The 17,971-nt window shown below is 69.9% G+C and carries 18 protein-coding genes; 6 read left to right on the top strand and 12 right to left on the bottom strand.

All coding sequences use genetic code 11. The features are described from left to right. Window positions 1-198 precede the first annotated feature (198 nt). Window positions 199-816 (bottom strand): hypothetical protein, encoded by a 618-nt coding sequence (locus ABD817_RS31870; protein WP_344921975.1) that lies wholly within the window; start codon window positions 814-816, stop codon window positions 199-201. A gap of 103 nt (window positions 817-919) precedes the next feature. Between ABD817_RS31870 and ABD817_RS31865 the strand changes: the two genes are divergently transcribed. After that, a complete protein-coding gene (locus ABD817_RS31865) occupies window positions 920-1,507 on the top strand; it encodes an ATP-binding protein (protein WP_344921974.1) in 588 nt (195 codons plus the stop codon). 67 nt (window positions 1,508-1,574) lie between these two features. On the opposite strand, the gene ABD817_RS31860 is transcribed toward ABD817_RS31865, so the two are convergent. Then, window positions 1,575-2,600, bottom strand: a complete 1,026-nt coding sequence (locus tag ABD817_RS31860) for an oxidoreductase (RefSeq protein WP_344921973.1) — start codon at window positions 2,598-2,600, stop codon at window positions 1,575-1,577. 494 nt (window positions 2,601-3,094) lie between these two features. On the opposite strand from ABD817_RS31860, the gene ABD817_RS31855 reads away from it, so the two are divergent. Next, window positions 3,095-3,535 carry an ester cyclase gene (locus tag ABD817_RS31855; RefSeq protein WP_344921972.1) on the top strand — a complete coding sequence of 147 codons (441 nt, stop codon included), beginning with the start codon at window positions 3,095-3,097 and terminating at the stop codon, window positions 3,533-3,535. A gap of 185 nt (window positions 3,536-3,720) precedes the next feature. Further along, a complete protein-coding gene (locus ABD817_RS31850; RefSeq protein ID WP_344921971.1) occupies window positions 3,721-4,449 on the top strand; it encodes an FHA domain-containing protein in 729 nt (242 codons plus the stop codon). A 17-nt stretch (window positions 4,450-4,466) separates the two neighbouring features. Here the strand turns inward: ABD817_RS31850 and ABD817_RS31845 are convergent, their stop codons facing one another. The 5 genes from ABD817_RS31845 to ABD817_RS31825 all read right to left on the bottom strand — a co-directional run bounded on the left by ABD817_RS31845 (window position 4,467) and on the right by ABD817_RS31825 (window position 9,250). Then, window positions 4,467-5,927: a serine/threonine-protein kinase gene (locus tag ABD817_RS31845; RefSeq protein WP_344921970.1), complete on the bottom strand. Its 1,461-nt coding sequence runs from the start codon at window positions 5,925-5,927 to the stop codon at window positions 4,467-4,469. A gap of 285 nt (window positions 5,928-6,212) precedes the next feature. Next, a complete protein-coding gene (locus tag ABD817_RS31840) occupies window positions 6,213-6,860 on the bottom strand; it encodes a TetR/AcrR family transcriptional regulator (protein WP_344921969.1) in 648 nt (215 codons plus the stop codon). Between the two features lie 172 nt (window positions 6,861-7,032). After that, window positions 7,033-7,878: a class I SAM-dependent methyltransferase gene (locus ABD817_RS31835; protein ID WP_344921968.1), complete on the bottom strand. Its 846-nt coding sequence runs from the start codon at window positions 7,876-7,878 to the stop codon at window positions 7,033-7,035. A 237-nt stretch (window positions 7,879-8,115) separates the two neighbouring features. Continuing rightward, complete coding sequence (locus tag ABD817_RS31830) at window positions 8,116-8,748, bottom strand: AAA family ATPase (RefSeq protein WP_344921967.1); 633 nt, start codon at window positions 8,746-8,748, stop codon at window positions 8,116-8,118. 115 nt (window positions 8,749-8,863) lie between these two features. Next, a complete protein-coding gene (locus ABD817_RS31825; protein ID WP_344921966.1) occupies window positions 8,864-9,250 on the bottom strand; it encodes a VOC family protein in 387 nt (128 codons plus the stop codon). Window positions 9,251-9,524: 274 nt separating this feature from the next. Between ABD817_RS31825 and ABD817_RS31820 the strand changes: the two genes are divergently transcribed. Genes ABD817_RS31820 through ABD817_RS31810 form a run of 3 tightly spaced genes read left to right on the top strand, consistent with a single transcriptional unit; the run spans window position 9,525 to window position 12,167 of the window. After that, entirely contained in the window at window positions 9,525-10,139 is a 615-nt protein-coding gene (locus ABD817_RS31820; RefSeq protein WP_344921965.1) for a MarR family winged helix-turn-helix transcriptional regulator, read from the top strand. A 32-nt stretch (window positions 10,140-10,171) separates the two neighbouring features. Next, window positions 10,172-10,654, top strand: coding sequence for an SRPBCC family protein (locus ABD817_RS31815; RefSeq protein ID WP_344921964.1), 483 nt, complete (start codon window positions 10,172-10,174; stop codon window positions 10,652-10,654). Between the two features lie 7 nt (window positions 10,655-10,661). Beyond that, window positions 10,662-12,167: a glycosyltransferase family 39 protein gene (locus tag ABD817_RS31810; protein WP_344921963.1), complete on the top strand. Its 1,506-nt coding sequence runs from the start codon at window positions 10,662-10,664 to the stop codon at window positions 12,165-12,167. An 81-nt stretch (window positions 12,168-12,248) separates the two neighbouring features. On the opposite strand, the gene ABD817_RS31805 is transcribed toward ABD817_RS31810, so the two are convergent. From ABD817_RS31805 to ABD817_RS31785, 5 genes are all read right to left on the bottom strand, one after another. Next, window positions 12,249-12,473, bottom strand: a complete 225-nt coding sequence (locus ABD817_RS31805) for a helix-hairpin-helix domain-containing protein (protein ID WP_344921962.1) — start codon at window positions 12,471-12,473, stop codon at window positions 12,249-12,251. 103 nt (window positions 12,474-12,576) lie between these two features. Continuing rightward, entirely contained in the window at window positions 12,577-13,383 is an 807-nt protein-coding gene (locus tag ABD817_RS31800) for an SDR family NAD(P)-dependent oxidoreductase (RefSeq protein WP_344921960.1), read from the bottom strand. A 370-nt stretch (window positions 13,384-13,753) separates the two neighbouring features. Next, window positions 13,754-15,688, bottom strand: coding sequence for a discoidin domain-containing protein (locus ABD817_RS31795; RefSeq protein ID WP_344921959.1), 1,935 nt, complete (start codon window positions 15,686-15,688; stop codon window positions 13,754-13,756). Window positions 15,689-15,879: 191 nt separating this feature from the next. Then, entirely contained in the window at window positions 15,880-16,863 is a 984-nt protein-coding gene (locus ABD817_RS31790; protein WP_344921958.1) for a substrate-binding domain-containing protein, read from the bottom strand. 36 nt (window positions 16,864-16,899) lie between these two features. Further along, a complete protein-coding gene (locus ABD817_RS31785) occupies window positions 16,900-17,967 on the bottom strand; it encodes an ABC transporter permease (RefSeq protein WP_344921957.1) in 1,068 nt (355 codons plus the stop codon). Between the last annotated feature and the right edge of the window lie 4 nt (window positions 17,968-17,971).

Genomic DNA, 17,971 nt, shown 5'->3' with positions numbered 1-17,971 from the left:
GTTCTGCCAGACGAATGGCGTCGTCTGGCAGAACCTCGACCGCACGATGGAGGTGCGACCTGTGTTCAACCCTAGTAGAACCCCAAAGATCATCAGGGTCCGCTGGCATGCCGAGCAGCCGCCCTCGCCCCTGGGCTGTCGCTGGTGCGGCCATCCCCCGTACGCGCATGACGCCGCCAGCCTGCCGCATCGGCCCGGTCACCTGTGGGAGCAGCCCACCCTGGCCCAGGTCCGCGCTCGCATGACGGCCCGGCGACGCCTCGGGCTCTGCGGTCGGTTGCCGTCGGCCGGGCCACCCGCGCTCACCGCGCCAAACACGTCCACCACCGTGACCGCACGCCCGACGAGCCGTCCCTTCGCAGGTTCTCCCGCGAGCAGGGGACGCCACGCGCGACCGGCCGCGATGGCCGCGCCGCCGTACAGGCAGCCGCCGTACGGACGGGAGTCGCCGGGGGTACGGCCCTGGCCGGGCAGGCGCGAGGCGTACCGGAAAGGGGTGACGGCATGAGCCCGCCACCCGTCGAAGCGGCCACCGGAACGACGGAAAACCTCCCCGCTCCTCTCTCGTACGAGCCCGGGGCAGACGATCCCGTCGCGCTGGCGCCCCGGTTCACCGGCTGGTGTCCCTGGTACGGAGAGGCCACCGAACGCTGGTGGGCGCTCTCTCCCACCTGGTGCCGGGAGCGCGTCGGCCTGATCGAGGCCGACACCTCCGCCGAACTGGCCGCGCGCATGCGACACATCGAAGGCTTCCGCCCCCACCTCGTCCCTGACCAGCACGAACGGCTGCGGAGTCCCCTCTCCAGGGGGGACCACCCGACCCCAGCTTCTGAGCCGCAGCCCGAAGTCCCGGGCAGGGGCATCAAAGGCTCCAGGAACAACCAGAGCGCCGAGATCACAAGTAAGGGAGGTGACCGGGATGACCACACGCCTCCTGTCCGTGCTCGTCGGCGTGTTCGCTGACCGGTTCCGACCCTCGACCGGCGACCTCAAGGAGTCGGCCCACCCGGCCCAACCGGCCACCCCGTGGTCGCCACACCTTGACCGGACACCCGGCTGGTCGACCTTCCCTGGGCCCACGCCGGTGATCTCCCAGCGTTTCCCGGCCACACGCGACCAGGTGAGACCCGCACGGAACTTCGTCGCCGAGATCCTCGGTGACGACCACCCGCTCCGCGACGACGCCATGCTCCTCACCAGCGAACTCGCCACCAACGCCGTCGAACACTCCACCGCACCGCGCGAAGACCAACCGTGCGAAAACCGACAGCCCAACCGCGAACCGAGCGACCGGTCCGGGGAGTTCGTTGTCACGGTGGCCTTCCTCCCCCACGACGTCATCATCACCGTCCAGGACACCGGATCCGTCCAGATCCCCCGCACCAGGAACTCCGACCTGGACGCCACCGGCGGCCGAGGCCTCGTGCTCGTGAACGACCTCGCCACCCGCTGGGGCTTCCACCGAGACCCCACCGGAACCGTCATCTGGTTCGAACTCACCCGGTAGACCGGCCCGGCGGTATGAGCCTGGAAAGGCGGCGCCGTCGCACACCTTTCAAGCGCCGCCACACCTTTCAAGCATGAACCCCCGTGAGCTTCTCGCTGAGCTCCCACAGCCGGGTCGCGGAGTGCGGGTCGATCGAGTAGGGCATGACGCCGAAGAAGGAGGACTCGCGCGTTCTCACCCGTTCCACGGCCGCGGCCACCGGGTCGTCGCCCTCGGGGACGAGCGGGGCGATGTCGGAGTTCTCGCAGTAGACGCCGCCGTGCCCGTCGAGCTGCGGGCTGGTGGCGCACCACACGCTCGTCGCGGCGCCCTGCGGCGGTGTCTTCATGCTCCGTGACGGGTCGATGACCGGCTCGCCGTTCTCGTCGATCACGCCCATCCCCCGGAGGTCGTCCGCGCCGATGTGCCGTGCGAGCGGAGTGAGGATCATGCCCGGGTGCAGGGAGAACGCCCGGACGCCGTGGTCGCGTCCGCGCCGGTCGAGCTCGACGGCGAAGAGGTTGTTCGCCGTCTTCGACTGCCCGTACGCGCTCATCGGGTCGTATGGGCGGCGCTCGAAGTGCACGTCGTCCCAGACGATGTCGGACCGGCGGTGTCCCCACGACGAGACCGCGACGACCCTGGCACCCACGGCGGCCCCGGCCCGCAGCAGCGCGGGCCAGAGCCGGAGCGTCAGCTGGAAGTGGCCGAGGTGATTGGTCGCGAACTGGGACTCGTAGCCGCGCTCGTCACGTGAGAACGGGACGGCCATGATCCCGGCACTGTTGACCAGCATGTGCAGCGGCCGGTCGGCGTCGAGGAAGCGGTCGGCGAACGCGTCGACCGAGGCGGGGTCCTGGAGGTCCATCGGTTCGAGCTGGACGCCGTCGATGTCGGCGAGGGTCTCGGCCGCCTTCTCACGGTTTCGTACAGGAACGACGACCGACGCTCCCGCCGTGCGCAGCGCGCGGACCGTCTCGACGCCGAGGCCGGAGTAGCCGCCGGTGACGATCGCGATCCTGCCGGTGAGGTCGACACCGGCGACGACCTCGCCCGCGGTCGTCGCGGGGCCGTAGCCCGTGCCGAGCGGGGTCTGCGGGGTGGATGTGGTCATGCGATCGCCTCCGGGACGTCGAGGCCGGTACGGCCGAGCCTGATGTGGCGCATGGGCCTTCCTTCGACGGCCCATCGAAACGGAGGATTCTCCACTTCAACGAAATCGACGCTAACGGAGGACTCTCCACTTAGCAAGTTCGCTGCGGGCGCCCTGGCCGGAAGCCGGTTGGGGGCCCGGTTGGGAGCAAATCCGGAATAGGTCGGGAGCCGGTCAAGGGTCGGTCGAAAGCAGGCCGGAGACCCGCTCACCTTCCCTTTGTCTTGCTGACACCGTTATGGGGTGACCGGGAAGCCGCGGCGCCTCCCGTGGTGCGAATACGACGCCATCGAGACCGAAGGCCGACTTCCCGCTGGGTAACCTTGGGAGAGGTGCCGTCGAGGCCCCGACCTGGCCCGATGCCGCCTGAGCGCCGCGACGTACGCCATCGCGATCACATCGGGGAGGCTCAGTGAGCCCGATGCCTCGTCCCGCACCAGCGAGGGGCCATCACCATGTCTGACGCCTGGAAGATCAAACGCCGGTTGTGCGAGGCGGTCAACGCCCATGATCTGCACCGAGTGCTCGAGTTCTACAGCGCGGACGCCGTCATGGTCTCACCGGCAGGCATCGCGGAGGGGCGCGAGGAGATCGCCTGGTTCTACGAGCAGTTCTTCAAGGGGTTCCCCGACATTCACCAGACGACCTGGGTGGAGGTCCCCTGCGACGATCCCGTGGTCGCGGAATGGACGCTCACCGGCACCCACATGGGGGCCTTCCTCCTGCCCAACGGGTGCGAGGCGGAGGGAACCGGACATCGCATCACCGTCCGCGGTTCGTGCGTGGCCTACGTGGTCGACGGCTTGTTCGTCACGCATCGGGAGTACTTCGATCAGCTGGAGCTGTACAGCCAGCTCGGCTTCGGCCTGACCGAGCTCGGCCTCCCCGCCAGATAGCTGGATAAGTCGGATAAGTCGGGCGCTCACCCTGGAGTCGTTTTTCGCGCATGCCGTCTCGGTCCTCACCGAACCGAATGGCGGCCGTCGGCCCCCTGAGATTCAGCGATGGCTGGAACATCGTCCGGCATAGGATGAGGTCCTGGGAACGAGGAAGATTCCAGGGTGCTGTGAGGGCGGGACGGATGCGGACGATCCTCTTGCAAGCCGATGGCTCCGGCACCGGACCGGCCGTCATCGAGCTTTCCCCGGGCCAGGAGATCACCTTTGGTCGCGGAACGGCGAGCGCCCCGGTCGACTTCCTGCTGAACCATCCGGGCATCTCCCGGCGGGCCGGGATCATCCAGGCCGTGGAGGATTACTGGCTGCTCACCAATCTCAGCCACGACTCCACCCTGGTCGTGGAGAATCCCGAGGGTGGAGGGGAGTTCCTCAAGGTGGCCCCGCGGCGGGCGGCGGCGCCCGTGCCGTTCGAGTTCGCCCGCGTGGTGCTCCCGGTGGCGGGCGGCGCCTGTTCGTTCCTGGTGTTCGCCTCGCAGCACAGCTTCATCGACCCCGACGCGCCCGAGACCTCGGCGACCGGTGAGCCGACGGTCTCCGGCTTCCCCCTCGACGAGACGGCGAAATACTTCCTCGTGCTGGTCGCGCTCTGCGAGTCGCGCCTCCGTGACTGCGCGTCCTCGGTCATCCCCACGGTGCCGGAGGTGCTGGAGCGGCTGCGCGAGGTTCCCGGCTGCGCGGGACTGACCCGGGCCGCGGTCAACTTCCACATCGACTATCTGGCGCGTACGAAACTGCGCGTCAAACCGTCGTCCGGTTCGCGCAAGGCCGACTGGCAACGCGCCGCGCTGGTCTCCGTCGCGCTGCGCTTCGACCTGGTACGGGAGGAGCACCTGAAACGGCTGAGCACCTGAGCACTTGAAAAGGCTGATCACGGCTGGTATTCGGCCCGGTGCTTCCGCACCCGTTCGACGAACGACCGGAAACGTTCGGGAACCCCGTTCTCCCGGCGGATCACATCGTCGGAGGAGCGGAACGCCGCGGCTCCCAGCAGGCCGGGATCCCCGGGCACCCCGGCCAGCAGAGGGAGCCGTACGCACAGATAGCGGCCGACGGCGGGGATACTGTCCTCGGGTGACAGGGGCGGGGTGGGGACAACGTCGCGGCGGCCGGTGGGCAGGTAGTACCGCAGCACCGACGGCGTCCAGCGCGCGATGCCGTATTCGTTCTTGGCCACGTCGAACAGCTTCGCGTCGAAGTCGCTCTCCGCCTTCAGTATTCCGGCGACCAGTGCCGGGCTCAGCCCCGGCTCGCCGCACATCGTGCCCGCCTCGACGATCAGCGCGCGATACTCCGGGGGGATGTCGGAATCGGAGCGCAGCCAGCGCCCGAACGGATCGGCCACGGACGGGGTGACCATCCCGGCCCCCGAGGCACCGGCGAACACCAGGAGGGCCGCGGCCATCGCCGTCGCCATCCGGGTGCCCGTTCGCCGGGGCGAGGCTTCGACGGTTCCGGCCAATACCCGCGCCCGGTAGAGCTGGCGGGCCGCGGTGGGCCGGTCCCTCGCGTCGGGGGTCAGGCAGTCACCCACCCAGGAACGCCAGCCCTCGGGAAGCGAGACCGGAAGCGTCAGAGGTCGCTCTCCGGCCGCGTACTCGACGGCGGCGACGTAACGTGCGCGAGCGGTCGGGGCGCTGAAGGGAAGATGGCCGGTGAGCAGTTGGCACGCCGTCACGCCCAGCGCCCAGACGTCGGCCGAGACGCGCACGGCGTGCCCCCGTTCGCTCACGGATTCGCCCCAGCGCTCGGGGGGTACGTGGTCCGTGGAGCCCACCGGGGGAAGATAGCCGTGAGTCCCGTCCATCTCGGTGGTCAGGCCGAAGTCGGCGAGGCGTATCGAGCCGTCGGCCATCATGAGCACGTTGTTGGGCTTGAGATCTCCATGCACCCATTTCTCGGCGTGCATGTACGCTATTCCCTCACAGATCTCGGTGATCAGCCTTGGCGCGTCGGGAACGGGAACCCCCGCCCGGATCAGATCGGCCAGCGACCGTTCCGCCAGGTCCATGACCAGAACGCACGCGCCGTCGAGTTCGGGGTTTTCGGCGTCGTCGACGACGAGCGTTTCGCGTAACCGGATCAGCCGGGAATGCCGGAGCCTGCTGTGCAGGCGTATTTCCCGCTGCGTCATCTCCCTGAGGTATCTCAGCTGCCGCCGGGTGACCGTGCCCGTGGGCAGAAACTTCAACGCCGAGCGCGTCGCCCGCTCGCCGTCTCGAACCCCCAGGTAGACACTCGCCCAGCTCCCCGTGGCGATGGGCCTGCCGACCCGCCAGTCACCGACGCGATATCCTCGGGGAACGCTGACCGCCCATCCCTCGGTGTTCACCAGGCTCCTGCCTTCCCGTACCTTCTCGCGCCTTTCCGGCGTTTTCCGGCCGGGTTTGTCAGAGCACGATTTCTGAAATTGTTCGTCACGACTCGCGCGGGGGCGCTGAGCCGGGAAAGTTCCGACCCGTTTCCGGCGAAACCGCGAGAACGACAGCTCGCCGCGTCAGGTGGTCGGCGGCGAGGTGTCGTTCCGTCTACCGCAAAAACTCTGGCCGCGGGGCTTTTCACTTCCTTTCCCGCCGGACATTCGACGACGCCGATATCGCCGCGCCGGGAATCGGTTCTAGGGGGTATGGGCCGGGCCGATGCCGTTCAGCACCGTGGTGAGCAGATCCTCCACGAAACCGGGAGGGATCTCCAGCCCGGTCGCCGCGCCGCCGCGGAACAGATGGGGCAGGAGCAGCTCGTGACAGGCACCGATGATCATCGTGGCGGCGGCCTCGGGGTTGGCGTCCGGGGCCAGACGGCCGAGGTCCCGCTCGGCACGCAGGTACAGGGCCAGGTCCGCGCGTAATCCCCGGCCGCCCGCCACCGGGTTGGGCAGGTTCGCGAACCGGACGAGAACCTCTGGCTGGGCGAGCAGGCCCGCGAAGGAGGGCAGGATCGCGGCGTGCAGCGCCAGCCCCCGGGCGAGGTAGACGCGCAGGTTGTCCTCGACCGTACCGCTCCCGGCACGGATGGGCGGCTCGTCCAGCTCGCGCTCGACGGTCTGGACGTGGGTGTGCAGAGCGAGCGCGAGCAGCTCTTCCTTGCCCGCGAAGTGGTTGTACAGCACACCGTCGGCGACCCGGGCCTCGCGGGCGATGTCGCGTACGGTGAGCCCGGCGGTGCCGCGCTGGGCCATGAGGCGTCCGGCGGCGGCGATCAGATGCTCGCGCAGGCTCCGATCACCCTCGCCGTCACGCAGGGCCGCTGCTTTTCTCGGTGACATCACATCGCATCGTAGTGATCCGGCGGGGCCCGGCCGCCGTCGCCGCGAGGATCGCGAGCCGGTGAACGAGCGGACCCCGGCGGGCGGATCGGGCGAGCCGTCGAGCCGTTCAGGGGCGGGGTTCAGGGGCGGGGGTGAGTGACCCGGCCAGGGATGGGCGGTGGGCCGAAGGTCAGGGGCGGGTGGCGGTGGTCAGCCAGGCGGCGCCGCGCAGCCGTACGGCGCCGGGCTCCTCGTAGGGCCGCAGCGCCACCGTGAGCGCGTCGAGGGCGCGGGCCGCGGCGGCCTTGTCGAGCTGGCCGAGGATGAAGCGGACGGGTCCCCACCCCCCGAGGAAACCGGCCGCGTCGGCGGCGTCCCGGCCCCACACCTGGGGCGCCTCGACAGGTGTGGAGGTCACCTTCTCGAAGCCCGCGCCGGTGAGCACCTCGCGGACGCGGGCCGGGTCGGCCAGCGACTCCGGTCCGGAGGTGCCGGGCCCGGCCGGGGCGGGGCTCGGCGGCAGGTGCTCCGCCATCGCCGCGAAGACGGCGCCCAGGTCGTTGTCCTCCATCCTCCGCAGGGACAGGATCGCGAGGCGCCCGCCCGGTCGCAGCGCGCGGCCGATGTTGGCGAACGCGGCGACCGGATCGGCGAAGAACATGATCCCGAACCTGCTCACGGCCACGTCGAAGCGCGAGGCCGGGAAGGGGTGGATCTGGGCGTCGCCCTCCTCGAAGGTGACGTTGCCGACCCCCTCGCCGGCCGCACTGGCACGCGCCCGTCGCAGCATCGGCGCCGACAGGTCGATCCCGGTCGCGTCTCCGCGTCGCGCCCGCCGGGCGGCCAGCCGCGTCACCTGCCCGTTGCCGCACCCGATGTCGAGGACGCGGTCCCGGTCGCCGATATCGGCCGCCGCGAGCAGGTGGCCGTTGAACCCGCTGTTCACGGCGTCATACCGGGCCTGGTGGTCGGCCCAGTGGGTGCCCTCGTAGCCGTTCCACGCTTCCGCCTGCTCGGTGTTGACGATGGAAAGCATCGAATCCCCTCCTGTAGTGGCATCCGGGCGCCACCGGACGGCCTCACCGGTTCCGGCAACGGCACCCTCATAGTGAACGCTTGTTCATGAATGCTTGTTCATAATGAGAGCGCCGGAGGGGAGGTGTCAACGGTCCCGAGGCGGTTCACCTCGGCGAGACGTCGTCGCCGCGCCCCGGTCACGCCGCTTTCATACGGGCCGCCAGGAGGTCTCCGGATGACGTGATCCTGGGCACACTCAGCCGAATCGGATGTGCTTGGCGCCCGTCCAGGCACGCCGCAGGCGGCCTCGTAGCGCGTTGTCGGTGTTCGGGGCGAGCGTCAGCCCGGACGAGGCGGCGATGTGGTCGGCGACCCTCGGGATCGTGAGACGGTCGGTCCACACGTGCTCGGCGAACTCCGCCTCGCGCAGCCGCTCCAGGCACAGGTCGAGTTTGGACACGGCGAAGCTCTCCCGGCGCAGGGCGGCGCTCCTACCGGCCACGAACTGCACGACATGCCCGAAGCCGCGCTCGCGCAGGCGACGCAGAACCGTATCCCGGCCCGCCAGCAGCGCGAAGTGCCTGACGTCGTGGCCGCGTTCCCGCAACCGGCCGACGGTCTCCTGGAAGTACGCGGGTTCCACGACCGTCATCGGTGCGATCACCGTGCCGTCGTGCTTGGTGAGAGCCAGGTCCAGCACCTCGTACACGCCCTGCCGCCATGCCGGAAGGTCCTGGAAGTCCCTACGCAGCGGCGGCGGCGTCATCCGGTGCAGGCCGAAGCCGACGTGTTCGGGATCGCAGACGACACTTCCCGGCAGCCGTCGCCGGAGCTCGTACGCGGTCTGTGTCTTGCCTCCGCCGAAGGGGCCGTTGATCCACAGAAGCATGCGCCGAGCCTACGAGACCGGGGCTGCGGGCTCCCGCGCTCCAGAGGGCGGGAGCCCGCGGACGGGGCCGGGGAGGCACCTCGCGACCGGCCACCCGCGGCACTCGGACGGGGTCCTAACCGCCGCTGCCGTACGGGCGGGTGAGGATCTCCAGGAAGTGTCCGTCGGGATCCAGGAAGTAGACGCCGCGACCGCCGTCGCGGCGGTTGATCTCTCCCGGTCGCTCGCGGGCCGGGTCGGCGTAGTAGGTGATCCCGGCCTCCTGGATCCGCTGGAAGATGGTGTCGAAGTCGTCCTCGGACACCAGGAACGCGTAGTGCTGGGAGGCGATCTCGTCCCGGTCGCTGTCCGCGAAGTCCAGGGTGACGCCGTTGACGGTGGTGACGGGGAGGAACGGGCCGAAGGGCGCTCCGACCTCCAGGCCGAGCATCCCGGCCATGAACTCGGCGGAGACCCGCTTGTCGCGGGCCATGACGATGGTGTGGTTCAGTTCGACGGACACGATCGGATTCCCCCGGCCTTCGTAGGCTTCTTCACGAGCGAGGTCCTCGTACGCCTCACCCAGTCGATGACGGCGTTTGATGCCGGAACGCGATGATAGGCAGCCTTCGCCGTCACCGCCACAGCGAACCCGGCGACGAGCCGGAACCGAGGGACCCGCGCGAGGAGATCGTTGATCGCGCTTTACCGGACCGCCCGTCACCCCGGCCGGGGAAAGATCATCCGTATCCCACGTCGACAATTTAGTGAAGTAGGTATTAAAGTACGACTTCATTATGAAGGACGTACATAAATCATCGGCGGAGTTCGCCCGGGATCCCGGCGGCTCCCTCTTCGATCCCGGGGCAAGGGCGGCCATGGCCCGGTTCACCGCCGGAGACGACACCCTCGCCCTTGAGGCGGCGACCGCCGTCCGCACCGCCTTCCACGCCGTCGAGCGCGTCCGCGCCCACGGAGCTCAGGGCCGGGGGCTGAGCTCGGGGGCGCTCGACATCCTGATGCGGCTGAGCGCCTCGGCCGACGACGGAGTCAGTATCGGCGACCTGGCCCAGTCGGCCGGAGTGAGCTCCCGCAACGTCACCGGGCTGGTCGACACCCTCGAACGCGACGGGCTGGCGCGGCGGGTCCCCGATCGTCACGACCGGCGCTCCGTCCTGGCCCAGATCACCCCCGCGGGACGGGCGTGGATCGAATCCTTCCGCCGTCCGACACAGGCCGCCATGGCGGCGATCTTCCGCGACTTCACGCCCGACGAGCTGACCCAGCTGCGGCACCTGTGCCTGCGCCTCGCCGAGAACCAGCACCGGCTCTCCCGGCACCTGAGCCGGAACGACGGCACGGACACACCCGGCCGTAACCGGGACGACGGTACGGACAACACCCGGCCGTAACCGCGACGGCAGCACAGACAGGAGATCGGGAAATGGCTTCCATCCGCGCAGAAGTCGTGATCAATTCCAGCCCGGAGCAGGTGTGGGCGGCGATACGCGACGTGGGCGCGGTGCACCGGCGTCTCCTGCCGGACCGCGTCGCCGACACCCGCGTCGAGGGCGACATCAGGATTCTCGTCTTTCCCGACGGGAGAGTCATCCGCGAGCTGATCGTCGATGTCGACGACACGACTCGCCGGCTCGCCTACGCGGTGATCGAAGGCGCGCAACCGGCCCTCACGCACCACCACGCCTCGTTCCAGGTCTTCCCCGAAGAGTCCGGTCGCAGCCGGCTCGTCTGGATAACCGACGTGCTGCCGGACGCGCTCGCGGCGGAGATCCGCGCGCGCGTCGAACGGGGAGCGGCGGACATGAAACGGACGCTGGAGGAAGAGGCTGTGACCGGACGCCATCTCGCGCCGGATGGCGGGCGGATCGGAATCACCCCTCGCGTCACCGGTATCGAAGGCCGATGATGAACAGGTGTCCATCCCCTCTCCCGCCGTCCCGCGCGCCCCTGGCACAACCGCCCCGGCCGCTCCCTTCGCCGGGTGGCCCGTCGGCGCGGTCGCGCTGGCCACACTCGCCGTGCTGCTGGTCGCGAGCCCGCGCTACGGCTACCACCGGGACGAGCTGTACTTCCGGATGCTGGGCGAACAGCCCGCCCTCGGATACTTCGACACCCCGCCGCTGACCCCGCTGATCGCGCGGGTCTCGGTCGCCGTGTTCGGCGACACCGTGGTCGCCCTGCGCGTCGTTCCCGCCCTGATCGCCGCACTCGTCGTCGTCCTGGTCGCCCTGCTCGCCCGGGAGCTCGGCGGCGACCGGAGGGCGCAGATCGTCGCCGCGGCGGGAATCGCCACCACGACCCTGCTCCTGCTCGGCGGCCACTCCCTGCTCACCCTCGGGGTCGACCTGCCGCTCTGGGTCGCGGCGGCGCTGTTCGCCGTACGGGCGCTGCGGGGCGACGGCCGCTGGTGGCTCGCGCTGGGCGCCGTCGCGGGGGTGGCGACGTACAACCGGCAGTTGATCGTGTTGTTCCTGGTCAGCCTGGGCGTGGGTGTGCTGGCGGCGGGGCCGCGCGACGTGCTGCGGGACCGCAGGCTCTGGCTCGGCGCGCTGCTCGCCCTCGTGGTCGCCGCGCCCAACCTGGTCTACCAGGCGACCCACGACTGGCCGCAGCTGGTGATGGCCGGGGCGCTGGAGGCCGACGAGGGCGCCGACAACCGCCTCGCCTTCGTACCGCTGCAGATCCTGCTGCTCGGCCCGCCCCAGGCGGTCCTCCAGGTGGTCGGCGCCGTACGGCTGTGGCGAGAACCCCGGCTGCGCTGCCTCGCCCTGGCCTACCCGCTGGCCTGCGCGCTGACGCTCTACTCCGGCGGGCGCCCCGACTACGTGGCGGGCCTGCTCGTGCTGCTCTTCGCGGCGGGGTGCGGCCCGGTCACCCGGTGGATGTCGGGTACGGGACGGCGTGCGCTGGTCGTCGGCGCCCTGGCGGTCAACGCGGTCGTCTCTATCATCCTCGCGCTACCGGTGATCCCTCCCTCGGCCCTGGAGGGTACCCCGGTCGCCGGGATCAACGAGGTGGCGCGCGAGTCGATCGGCTGGCCGGAGTTCGCCGCGCGCGTCGCGGCGGTGGTCGGCGGGCTGACGCCCCAGGAGCGCGCGCGGACCGTGCTCCTCACCGACAACTACGGCGAGGCCGGGGCGCTGGACCGCTACGCCGGGGAGTACGGCCTGCCCGAGGTCCACAGCGGGCACAACGAGCTCTACTGGCGCGGCCCGCCGTCCCCGTCCGCGCGGATCGCCGTGGTCGTGACCGACTCCCCCGGCGGCTACGCCCGCGCGTTCACCTCCTGCGAGGAACGCGGCAGGATCGACAACGGCGTCGGCCTGTCCAACGAGGAGCAGAACCTGCCCGTCCTTGTCTGCCGCGACCCCCTGCGTCCCTGGTCACAGCTCTGGCCGGAGATGCGGCACCACAGCTGACGTTCCGCCGCCCGCGAGGCCGGCGTTCGGGGTCCGGGGCCCGTACCCTCCGGTTCGTCCCTCCGACTGGTCGCTGAAAACTCACGCCTCCCGGCCGGCGAAGGCGAGACCACGTTCGGCGAGGGCCTCGCGCAGCAGGCGGACGGCCTTGGGACCCACGCCGTGCAGCCGCAGGAGCTCCCGCTCGGTCGTGGAGGCCACCTGGGCGAGCGTCGTGTAACCGGCCGCGGCCAGGGCCCCGCGCGCGGGACGCCCGATGTCGGCGGGGATGTCGGTGGGGGCGTCGTCCTGCTCCCGGGTCGTCATGATGCCTCCTTGCGGAACGGGTGGCCGGTCGCCCGGCGTCACGGGGGTGACCACGAGCACCGGGTGAGCCGGGGTAAGCCGATGCCCACCGGAGCCGGGTGCGTCAGATCTCCTTGAGGAAACCGGCGTCGACGGCGAAGTCCGCGCCGGTGGTGCTCGCCGAGCGCGGCGAGACGAGCAGGGCGACCACGTCGGCGATCTCCTGCGGCTCGACGAGGCGGCCGGTGGTCAGCTTCATCATCTCCGCCGCGCCCCCGTCCAGCACGCTGTCACGGTCGGTTCCCGCCTGCGCGGCGATGATATCGGCCGCGCCGCCCTCCTCGGTCCACCATGCCGTCCGCACGGGTCCCGGAGACACGCTGTTCACCCGGATGCCCTGCGGCGCGAACTCCTCCGACAGCGCCTTGGTGAGATTGTTCAGACCCGCCTTGGCGGCGTTGTAGTCGACGTTCATCGGGGCCGGCAACCGGGCGCTGCCCGAGGACACGTTGACGATCGAGCCTCCACCCCGCTGGAGCATCACCGGAACGGCGGCGCGGACGGCCCGTACCGCCGAGAACAGGTTGAACTCGAACATCACCCGCCAGTCGTCGTCGGTGGGGGCCAGGAACGAGAAGCGCGGCAGGGCCACACCGGGGGGCGGGCCACCGGCGTTGTTCACCAGGATGTCCAGCCCGCCGAACACCTCCACGGCCCGCGCCACGATCTGGCCGGGCGCGCCGGGGTCGGTCAGGTCGGCCGGTACGTGGAGAAGGCCGGCGCCACCGAGCGCCTCCAACTCTGGGGTGCTCTTGCGCGAGACGGCCACGACGCGGGCCCCCTCGTCGAGCAGGGTACAGGTGACGGCCAGGCCGATGCCCTTGGAGGCGCCGGTGACGACCGCGACACGGCCGGAAAGCTGCAGGTCCATGGAATGCCCTTTCGTCGTCGGGCCCCGTACGGCGGGGCCCTGCACGTGGGCAAAGCTATGGCGGGCGGGCGATTCCGGGCTGGCGAGATTCAGACCGGCAATTCACGCGGGATTCGGACCGGCAATTCACATCGGATTCAACCGACTCACACCGGATTCAGACCGCCGACTCGCATCGGATTCAACCGACTCACACCGGATTCAACCTGACGACCCACACCGGATCCGGCCGGGCCTTTGTCCGGCGTGGGCACTCCGGCGACCGTCCAGGCGTCCGCCGGGCACTCGCGCCCGGCAGGCGGAGCGCCGCGGCGGGGGTTCCCGCCGCGGCGCGTGCCGGTCCTAACCGGGCAGGACCCGTCAGGACCCGTCAGCTGGCATAGGCCTCCAGCTCGAAGACGCGGGCCGCGGTATCACTGTCGCTGGTCGGGGTGATGACGTTGAGCCGGACGTACCGGGCGGTGACCGGTGTGAAGGTGTGGGTGGTGACGTTGGCGGTGTTGCCCCGGACACTCGCGACGTTCGTCCAGGTGGTGCCGTTGGTACTGACCTGGAGGTCGAAGTCGCGGGTGTTCCAGCTCGCCTTCTCACCACCTGCACCGGAGTGGCGTACCACGAACCGTCCCACCGGCGTGTTCGACTGCAGGTCGACCTGGAGCCACTTGTTGGCGCCCAGCGCGCACCACTTGTCGGAGTTGCCGCCCGTCCAGCTGCCGTTGACGGCCTTGGCGGGAGCCTCGGCGGCCGCGCACTGGTTGCTGGCGGTGGCCGGCTTGTTCAGCGCGAGGTTGGTGGTCGGCTGCGTCGTCTGGGGGACGTAGAGACGGATGTCCGTCAGGCTCGCGCTGCCCTCGTAGACGTTGGTGTAGAGGTCGCCGATCACGAAGTAGTCGGGATACTGGGAACCGGCCGGCCACTGGTTCGGCCAGGACGCGCTGCCGTTCACGTCGTTCTGGACGAGGGTGGCGTTGTAGCGGCCGTCGTACTCGCTGGGCTTGACGTTGTAGTGCCAGATCGGCGCGTTGTTCACGATGAAGGGGCGGTGGAAGCGGAGCGTCTTCTGCCCGACCCGGGCGAAGTTGCCGCTGGCCTCAAGGGTGTAGCCGGTGGCGTCGCGCTCGATGGCGAAGGTGTAGGACTGGTTCGGCATCAGCTCGGGCTGGAGCTCGGCCGCCGACGACAGCTGCTGCTCGGCCACGCCGCCGGAGCAGCTCGTCATGAACCACTGGGAGTTGCCCGCGAGGCCGCCGGGGCCCGGCGTCCAGTTGGGCAGGCCACTGATCCACATGTTGACCGTGTTGAAGTTGCCGTCGCGGTAGTTGTAGTACTGGTTGGTGTTGGAGTTGCAGACCCGCCCGCCGGTGCCGCTGCCGACCCGGTCGGGGTGCTGGGAGAAGGAGTCCATCAGCACCTTGCGGCGGTAGTGCCAGAAGTGGTTGTTCCTCGGGGCGGGGTTGGCGAAGTCCACGATCGACATGAAGTGGAAGCCGTTGTAGCCGTACGGGCCGGACCGCACGTCCTGCCACTCGCAGTAGGGCGCGGCGGCGTTACCGCTCCAGCCGGGGCTCCTGGAACCCTCGCCCCACGGGTGCTGGGTCTTGCATCCCTGGGTGCTGTAGCCGTTGATCTTGCCGTTGTACTCGATCGAGCCGTTCCGCTTGCCGCCGAAGTCGATGGTCTTGAGCTTGTACTCGACGCGATACTGGTCGGGCAGCTTGTTGGTGGGCCGGAAGATCGCCCCACCGGTGTGGTCGGGCACGTTCAGCACCGCCGCGGGCGCGCCGCCCACCGTCGCGGTGGTGATCGACGGCGGCGACTCGATGACGCCGTCCTTGTTCCAGTCGCGAGCGGAGAGCGAAGCCGTCAGCCAGCCGCCCTGGCCGACCTGAAACTCCTTGCGGTAGGTGGCGAAGGAGTTGAACGCGGTGGTCCAGGCCGGTCCGTAGTCGTTGCGGTACCACTGGCCGGAGTCGTCCATGATCGTGTCGAACGGGGTGGTGTAGTTCTCCCTGACCCACGGCGCGTTGCCCGTGTTGATGGGGGCCGAGAAGTTCTCGGAGTGCAGCAGGGTCCAGTCGACGGCGGCGGCGCTGCTCTCCGCGCCCGCCTTGGCCTGCGCGCTCGGCGTGCCCGACTTCCCTGGCGTACTCGGGCTGCTCGGGCTGCTTGAACTGCTCGGACTGGGAGCACCGGCGGTGTCACCTGTCGCGGGGGTGCTGACCCCGAACGAGGTGATCGCCACGACGGTCGTGGTGACCGCGGCGAGGCCCGCCTTGCGCGCGGCCCCTCTGACGTTTCTTCGCATGGGTTACGTGCCCTTCACTCGACGAGTAAGGCGTTGCTCGTGCCTGAACGCGCCCCGCGTCCTCGCGGGGTCCGCACCTCCGTTCCGATACCGGACGACCACGGGTGGCGTCGCCGACCGCCACCCGGGCGCCGTGTGAACCGGCCGTACTCCACGAGCCGTTCCCCCGAACGGTCGCGGGTGATGAGGGGTTAGAAGCCGCCGTTCGGGTCGAAGTACTCGGCCGCGTTCTCCTTGGTGACCCTCGGGGAGGGCACCACGGTGTCCTTCTCGACCTTGGCCCCGCTCAGGATCTCGACCGCCCGGTCCAGGCCCATGGCGCCGATGATGTCCGCGTCGTTCAGGCCGGTCACCAGGTAGTTGGTGCCGTCGAGGATCGCCTTGAGTGCCTCGGCCTGGCCGTCGACGCCCGCGATGACGATCTGCTTGGACTTGCCGGCGTCCGCGATGGCGCGCTGCGCGCCCAGGCACATCGCGTCGTTCTCGCAGAACACCGCGACGAGGTCGGGGTTCGTCGCCAGCAGGCTCTCCATCACGGTGAGGCCGCCGTCGGATCCCCAGTTACCGAAGTCGGGGGCCTCGACGAGCGTGATGCCCGCGGTGCTTCCGAGGACCGACTTCACGCCCTCGGTACGGGCCAGGCCGATGCTGTTGTCGGCGGGACCGCCCTTGATGATCGCGACCTTGCCGCCCTTGGGCAGCTTCTCGGCGAGGAACTGACCGTTCTGCACGCCGATCGCCTTGTTGTCGGGGCCGATCCAGCTGGTGTACTCACCGGTCTGGAACTTGCGGTCCACCAGGACCACGGGCTTGTTCGCCGTCTTGGCCGCGTTGAGCGCCGCGGGCGCCGACTCCAGCGGGCCGCCGGAGATGATGATGGCGTCGACGTTCTTGCTCAGCAGGTCCTCGACGTTGGAGGCGAGCTTGGCCGCGTCGCCGTTGGCGTCGGTGCTGATGACCTCGATCTTGCCCTTCTTCTTGGCCTGGGCGGCGATCGCCTTGTCCATGCCGCTGAAGTAGGGGCCGCTCAGCATGAAGTTGGCGACGCCGATCGTGTAGGAGCCGTCGCCGGAGGCGGTGGCGGTGGAGGGCTCGCCCTCGCTGGACGAGCAGGAGGCAAGGCTGAGAGCGAGAAGGCCGGTGGCCAGCAGGCTGCTGAATTTCTTAGCGTTCATTTCGGTATACCTCGGGGGGTTTGTGGAGCGGGTACGTCAGGTGCGCGCCTGGTTGGCACGCTGGACGAGGATGACGGCGATGATGATCAAGCCCTTGAGCACCTGTTGCCAGAAGCTCTGCACGCCGTACAGGTTGAGGAGGTTGTTGATCAGTACGAGGACCAGGACGCCGCCGAAGGTGGCCTTCGCGGACCCGCGCCCGCCCGCCAGGCTCGCCCCGCCGATCACGCACGCGGCGATCGCGTCGAGCTCGAAGGCCACCCCGACGCTCGGCTGGGCGATGCCCACCCGACTGGCCAGGATGACGCCCGCCAGGCCGGCGCACGCGCCGCTGATGGTGTAGGCGAGGATCACGTGCCTGCGCACGTTGATGCCCGCGAGCCGCACGGCCTCGGCGTTGCCGCCGATCGCGACGATGGAGCGACCGGCCGGGAAGCGGGTCAGGAACAGGCCGCCCGCGAGGAACACGGCCAGCATGATCACGGTACTCAGCGGGACGGGACCGAGCATCGCCGAGCCGAGGGTGAAGAACGCGGGGTCCTCGGGGGTGATCGGCACCTCGGAGTAGACGAACGCCAGACCCCTGATGGTGGTCAGCGCCGCCAGGGTCACCACGAAGGGCGCCAGCCCGAACCGGGCGACCAGCACGCCGTTGATCAGCCCGAACCCGATCCCACAGGCGACGCCCACGACCGTCGCCATCGGGATGGGAAGGCTGGAGACGAGACCGGCGGTGATGATGCCGGAGAAGGCCACCACCGACCCGACCGACAGGTCGATGCCGCCGGTGAGGATCACCACGAGCATGCCGTACGCCAGCAGGCCGGTGGTGACCATCTGCTTGAGCAGGTTGGTGAGGTTCGTCGGGGTGAGGAAGGTGTCGGAGGTGAGCGCCGCCACCGCGACGAGCGCCACGATGAGCGTGACGAACGCGACCTGCGCGGTGACGTCCCGGCCGGCCAGGACCAGCCGGGGCAGCCTTCCGGGGCCCAGGACCGCCGGACCGGCGAGCGCCGGGGCGGCGGAGGAGGGCCCCTTGGGGTTCGGAGCGGTGGAGGCCGGGTCGGCGGAGGTCCGTGCGGGCCCCGCCGGTCGCCCGGTCACGCGA

This window comes from Streptosporangium oxazolinicum (assembly GCF_039537505.1).
Lineage (GTDB): Bacteria > Actinomycetota > Actinomycetes > Streptosporangiales > Streptosporangiaceae > Streptosporangium > Streptosporangium oxazolinicum.
This window is presented reverse-complemented; position numbering and strand designations above follow the sequence as displayed.

What these genes read in the sequence shown, in the direction of transcription:
- ABD817_RS31865 (WP_344921974.1), top strand. Translation starts at nt 920, where the DNA reads ATGACCACACGCCTCCTGTCCGTGCTCGTCGGCGTGTTCGCTGACCGG.
- ABD817_RS31860 (WP_344921973.1), bottom strand. Translation starts at nt 2,600, where the DNA reads ATGACCACATCCACCCCGCAGACCCCGCTCGGCACGGGCTACGGCCCC.
- ABD817_RS31855 (WP_344921972.1), top strand. Translation starts at nt 3,095, where the DNA reads ATGTCTGACGCCTGGAAGATCAAACGCCGGTTGTGCGAGGCGGTCAAC.
- ABD817_RS31850 (WP_344921971.1), top strand. Translation starts at nt 3,721, where the DNA reads ATGCGGACGATCCTCTTGCAAGCCGATGGCTCCGGCACCGGACCGGCC.
- ABD817_RS31840 (WP_344921969.1), bottom strand. Translation starts at nt 6,860, where the DNA reads ATGTCACCGAGAAAAGCAGCGGCCCTGCGTGACGGCGAGGGTGATCGG.
- ABD817_RS31835 (WP_344921968.1), bottom strand. Translation starts at nt 7,878, where the DNA reads ATGCTTTCCATCGTCAACACCGAGCAGGCGGAAGCGTGGAACGGCTAC.
- ABD817_RS31830 (WP_344921967.1), bottom strand. Translation starts at nt 8,748, where the DNA reads ATGCTTCTGTGGATCAACGGCCCCTTCGGCGGAGGCAAGACACAGACC.
- ABD817_RS31820 (WP_344921965.1), top strand. Translation starts at nt 9,525, where the DNA reads ATGAAGGACGTACATAAATCATCGGCGGAGTTCGCCCGGGATCCCGGC.
- ABD817_RS31815 (WP_344921964.1), top strand. Translation starts at nt 10,172, where the DNA reads ATGGCTTCCATCCGCGCAGAAGTCGTGATCAATTCCAGCCCGGAGCAG.
- ABD817_RS31805 (WP_344921962.1), bottom strand. Translation starts at nt 12,473, where the DNA reads ATGACGACCCGGGAGCAGGACGACGCCCCCACCGACATCCCCGCCGAC.
- ABD817_RS31800 (WP_344921960.1), bottom strand. Translation starts at nt 13,383, where the DNA reads ATGGACCTGCAGCTTTCCGGCCGTGTCGCGGTCGTCACCGGCGCCTCC.
- ABD817_RS31795 (WP_344921959.1), bottom strand. Translation starts at nt 15,688, where the DNA reads ATGCGAAGAAACGTCAGAGGGGCCGCGCGCAAGGCGGGCCTCGCCGCG.
- ABD817_RS31790 (WP_344921958.1), bottom strand. Translation starts at nt 16,863, where the DNA reads ATGAACGCTAAGAAATTCAGCAGCCTGCTGGCCACCGGCCTTCTCGCT.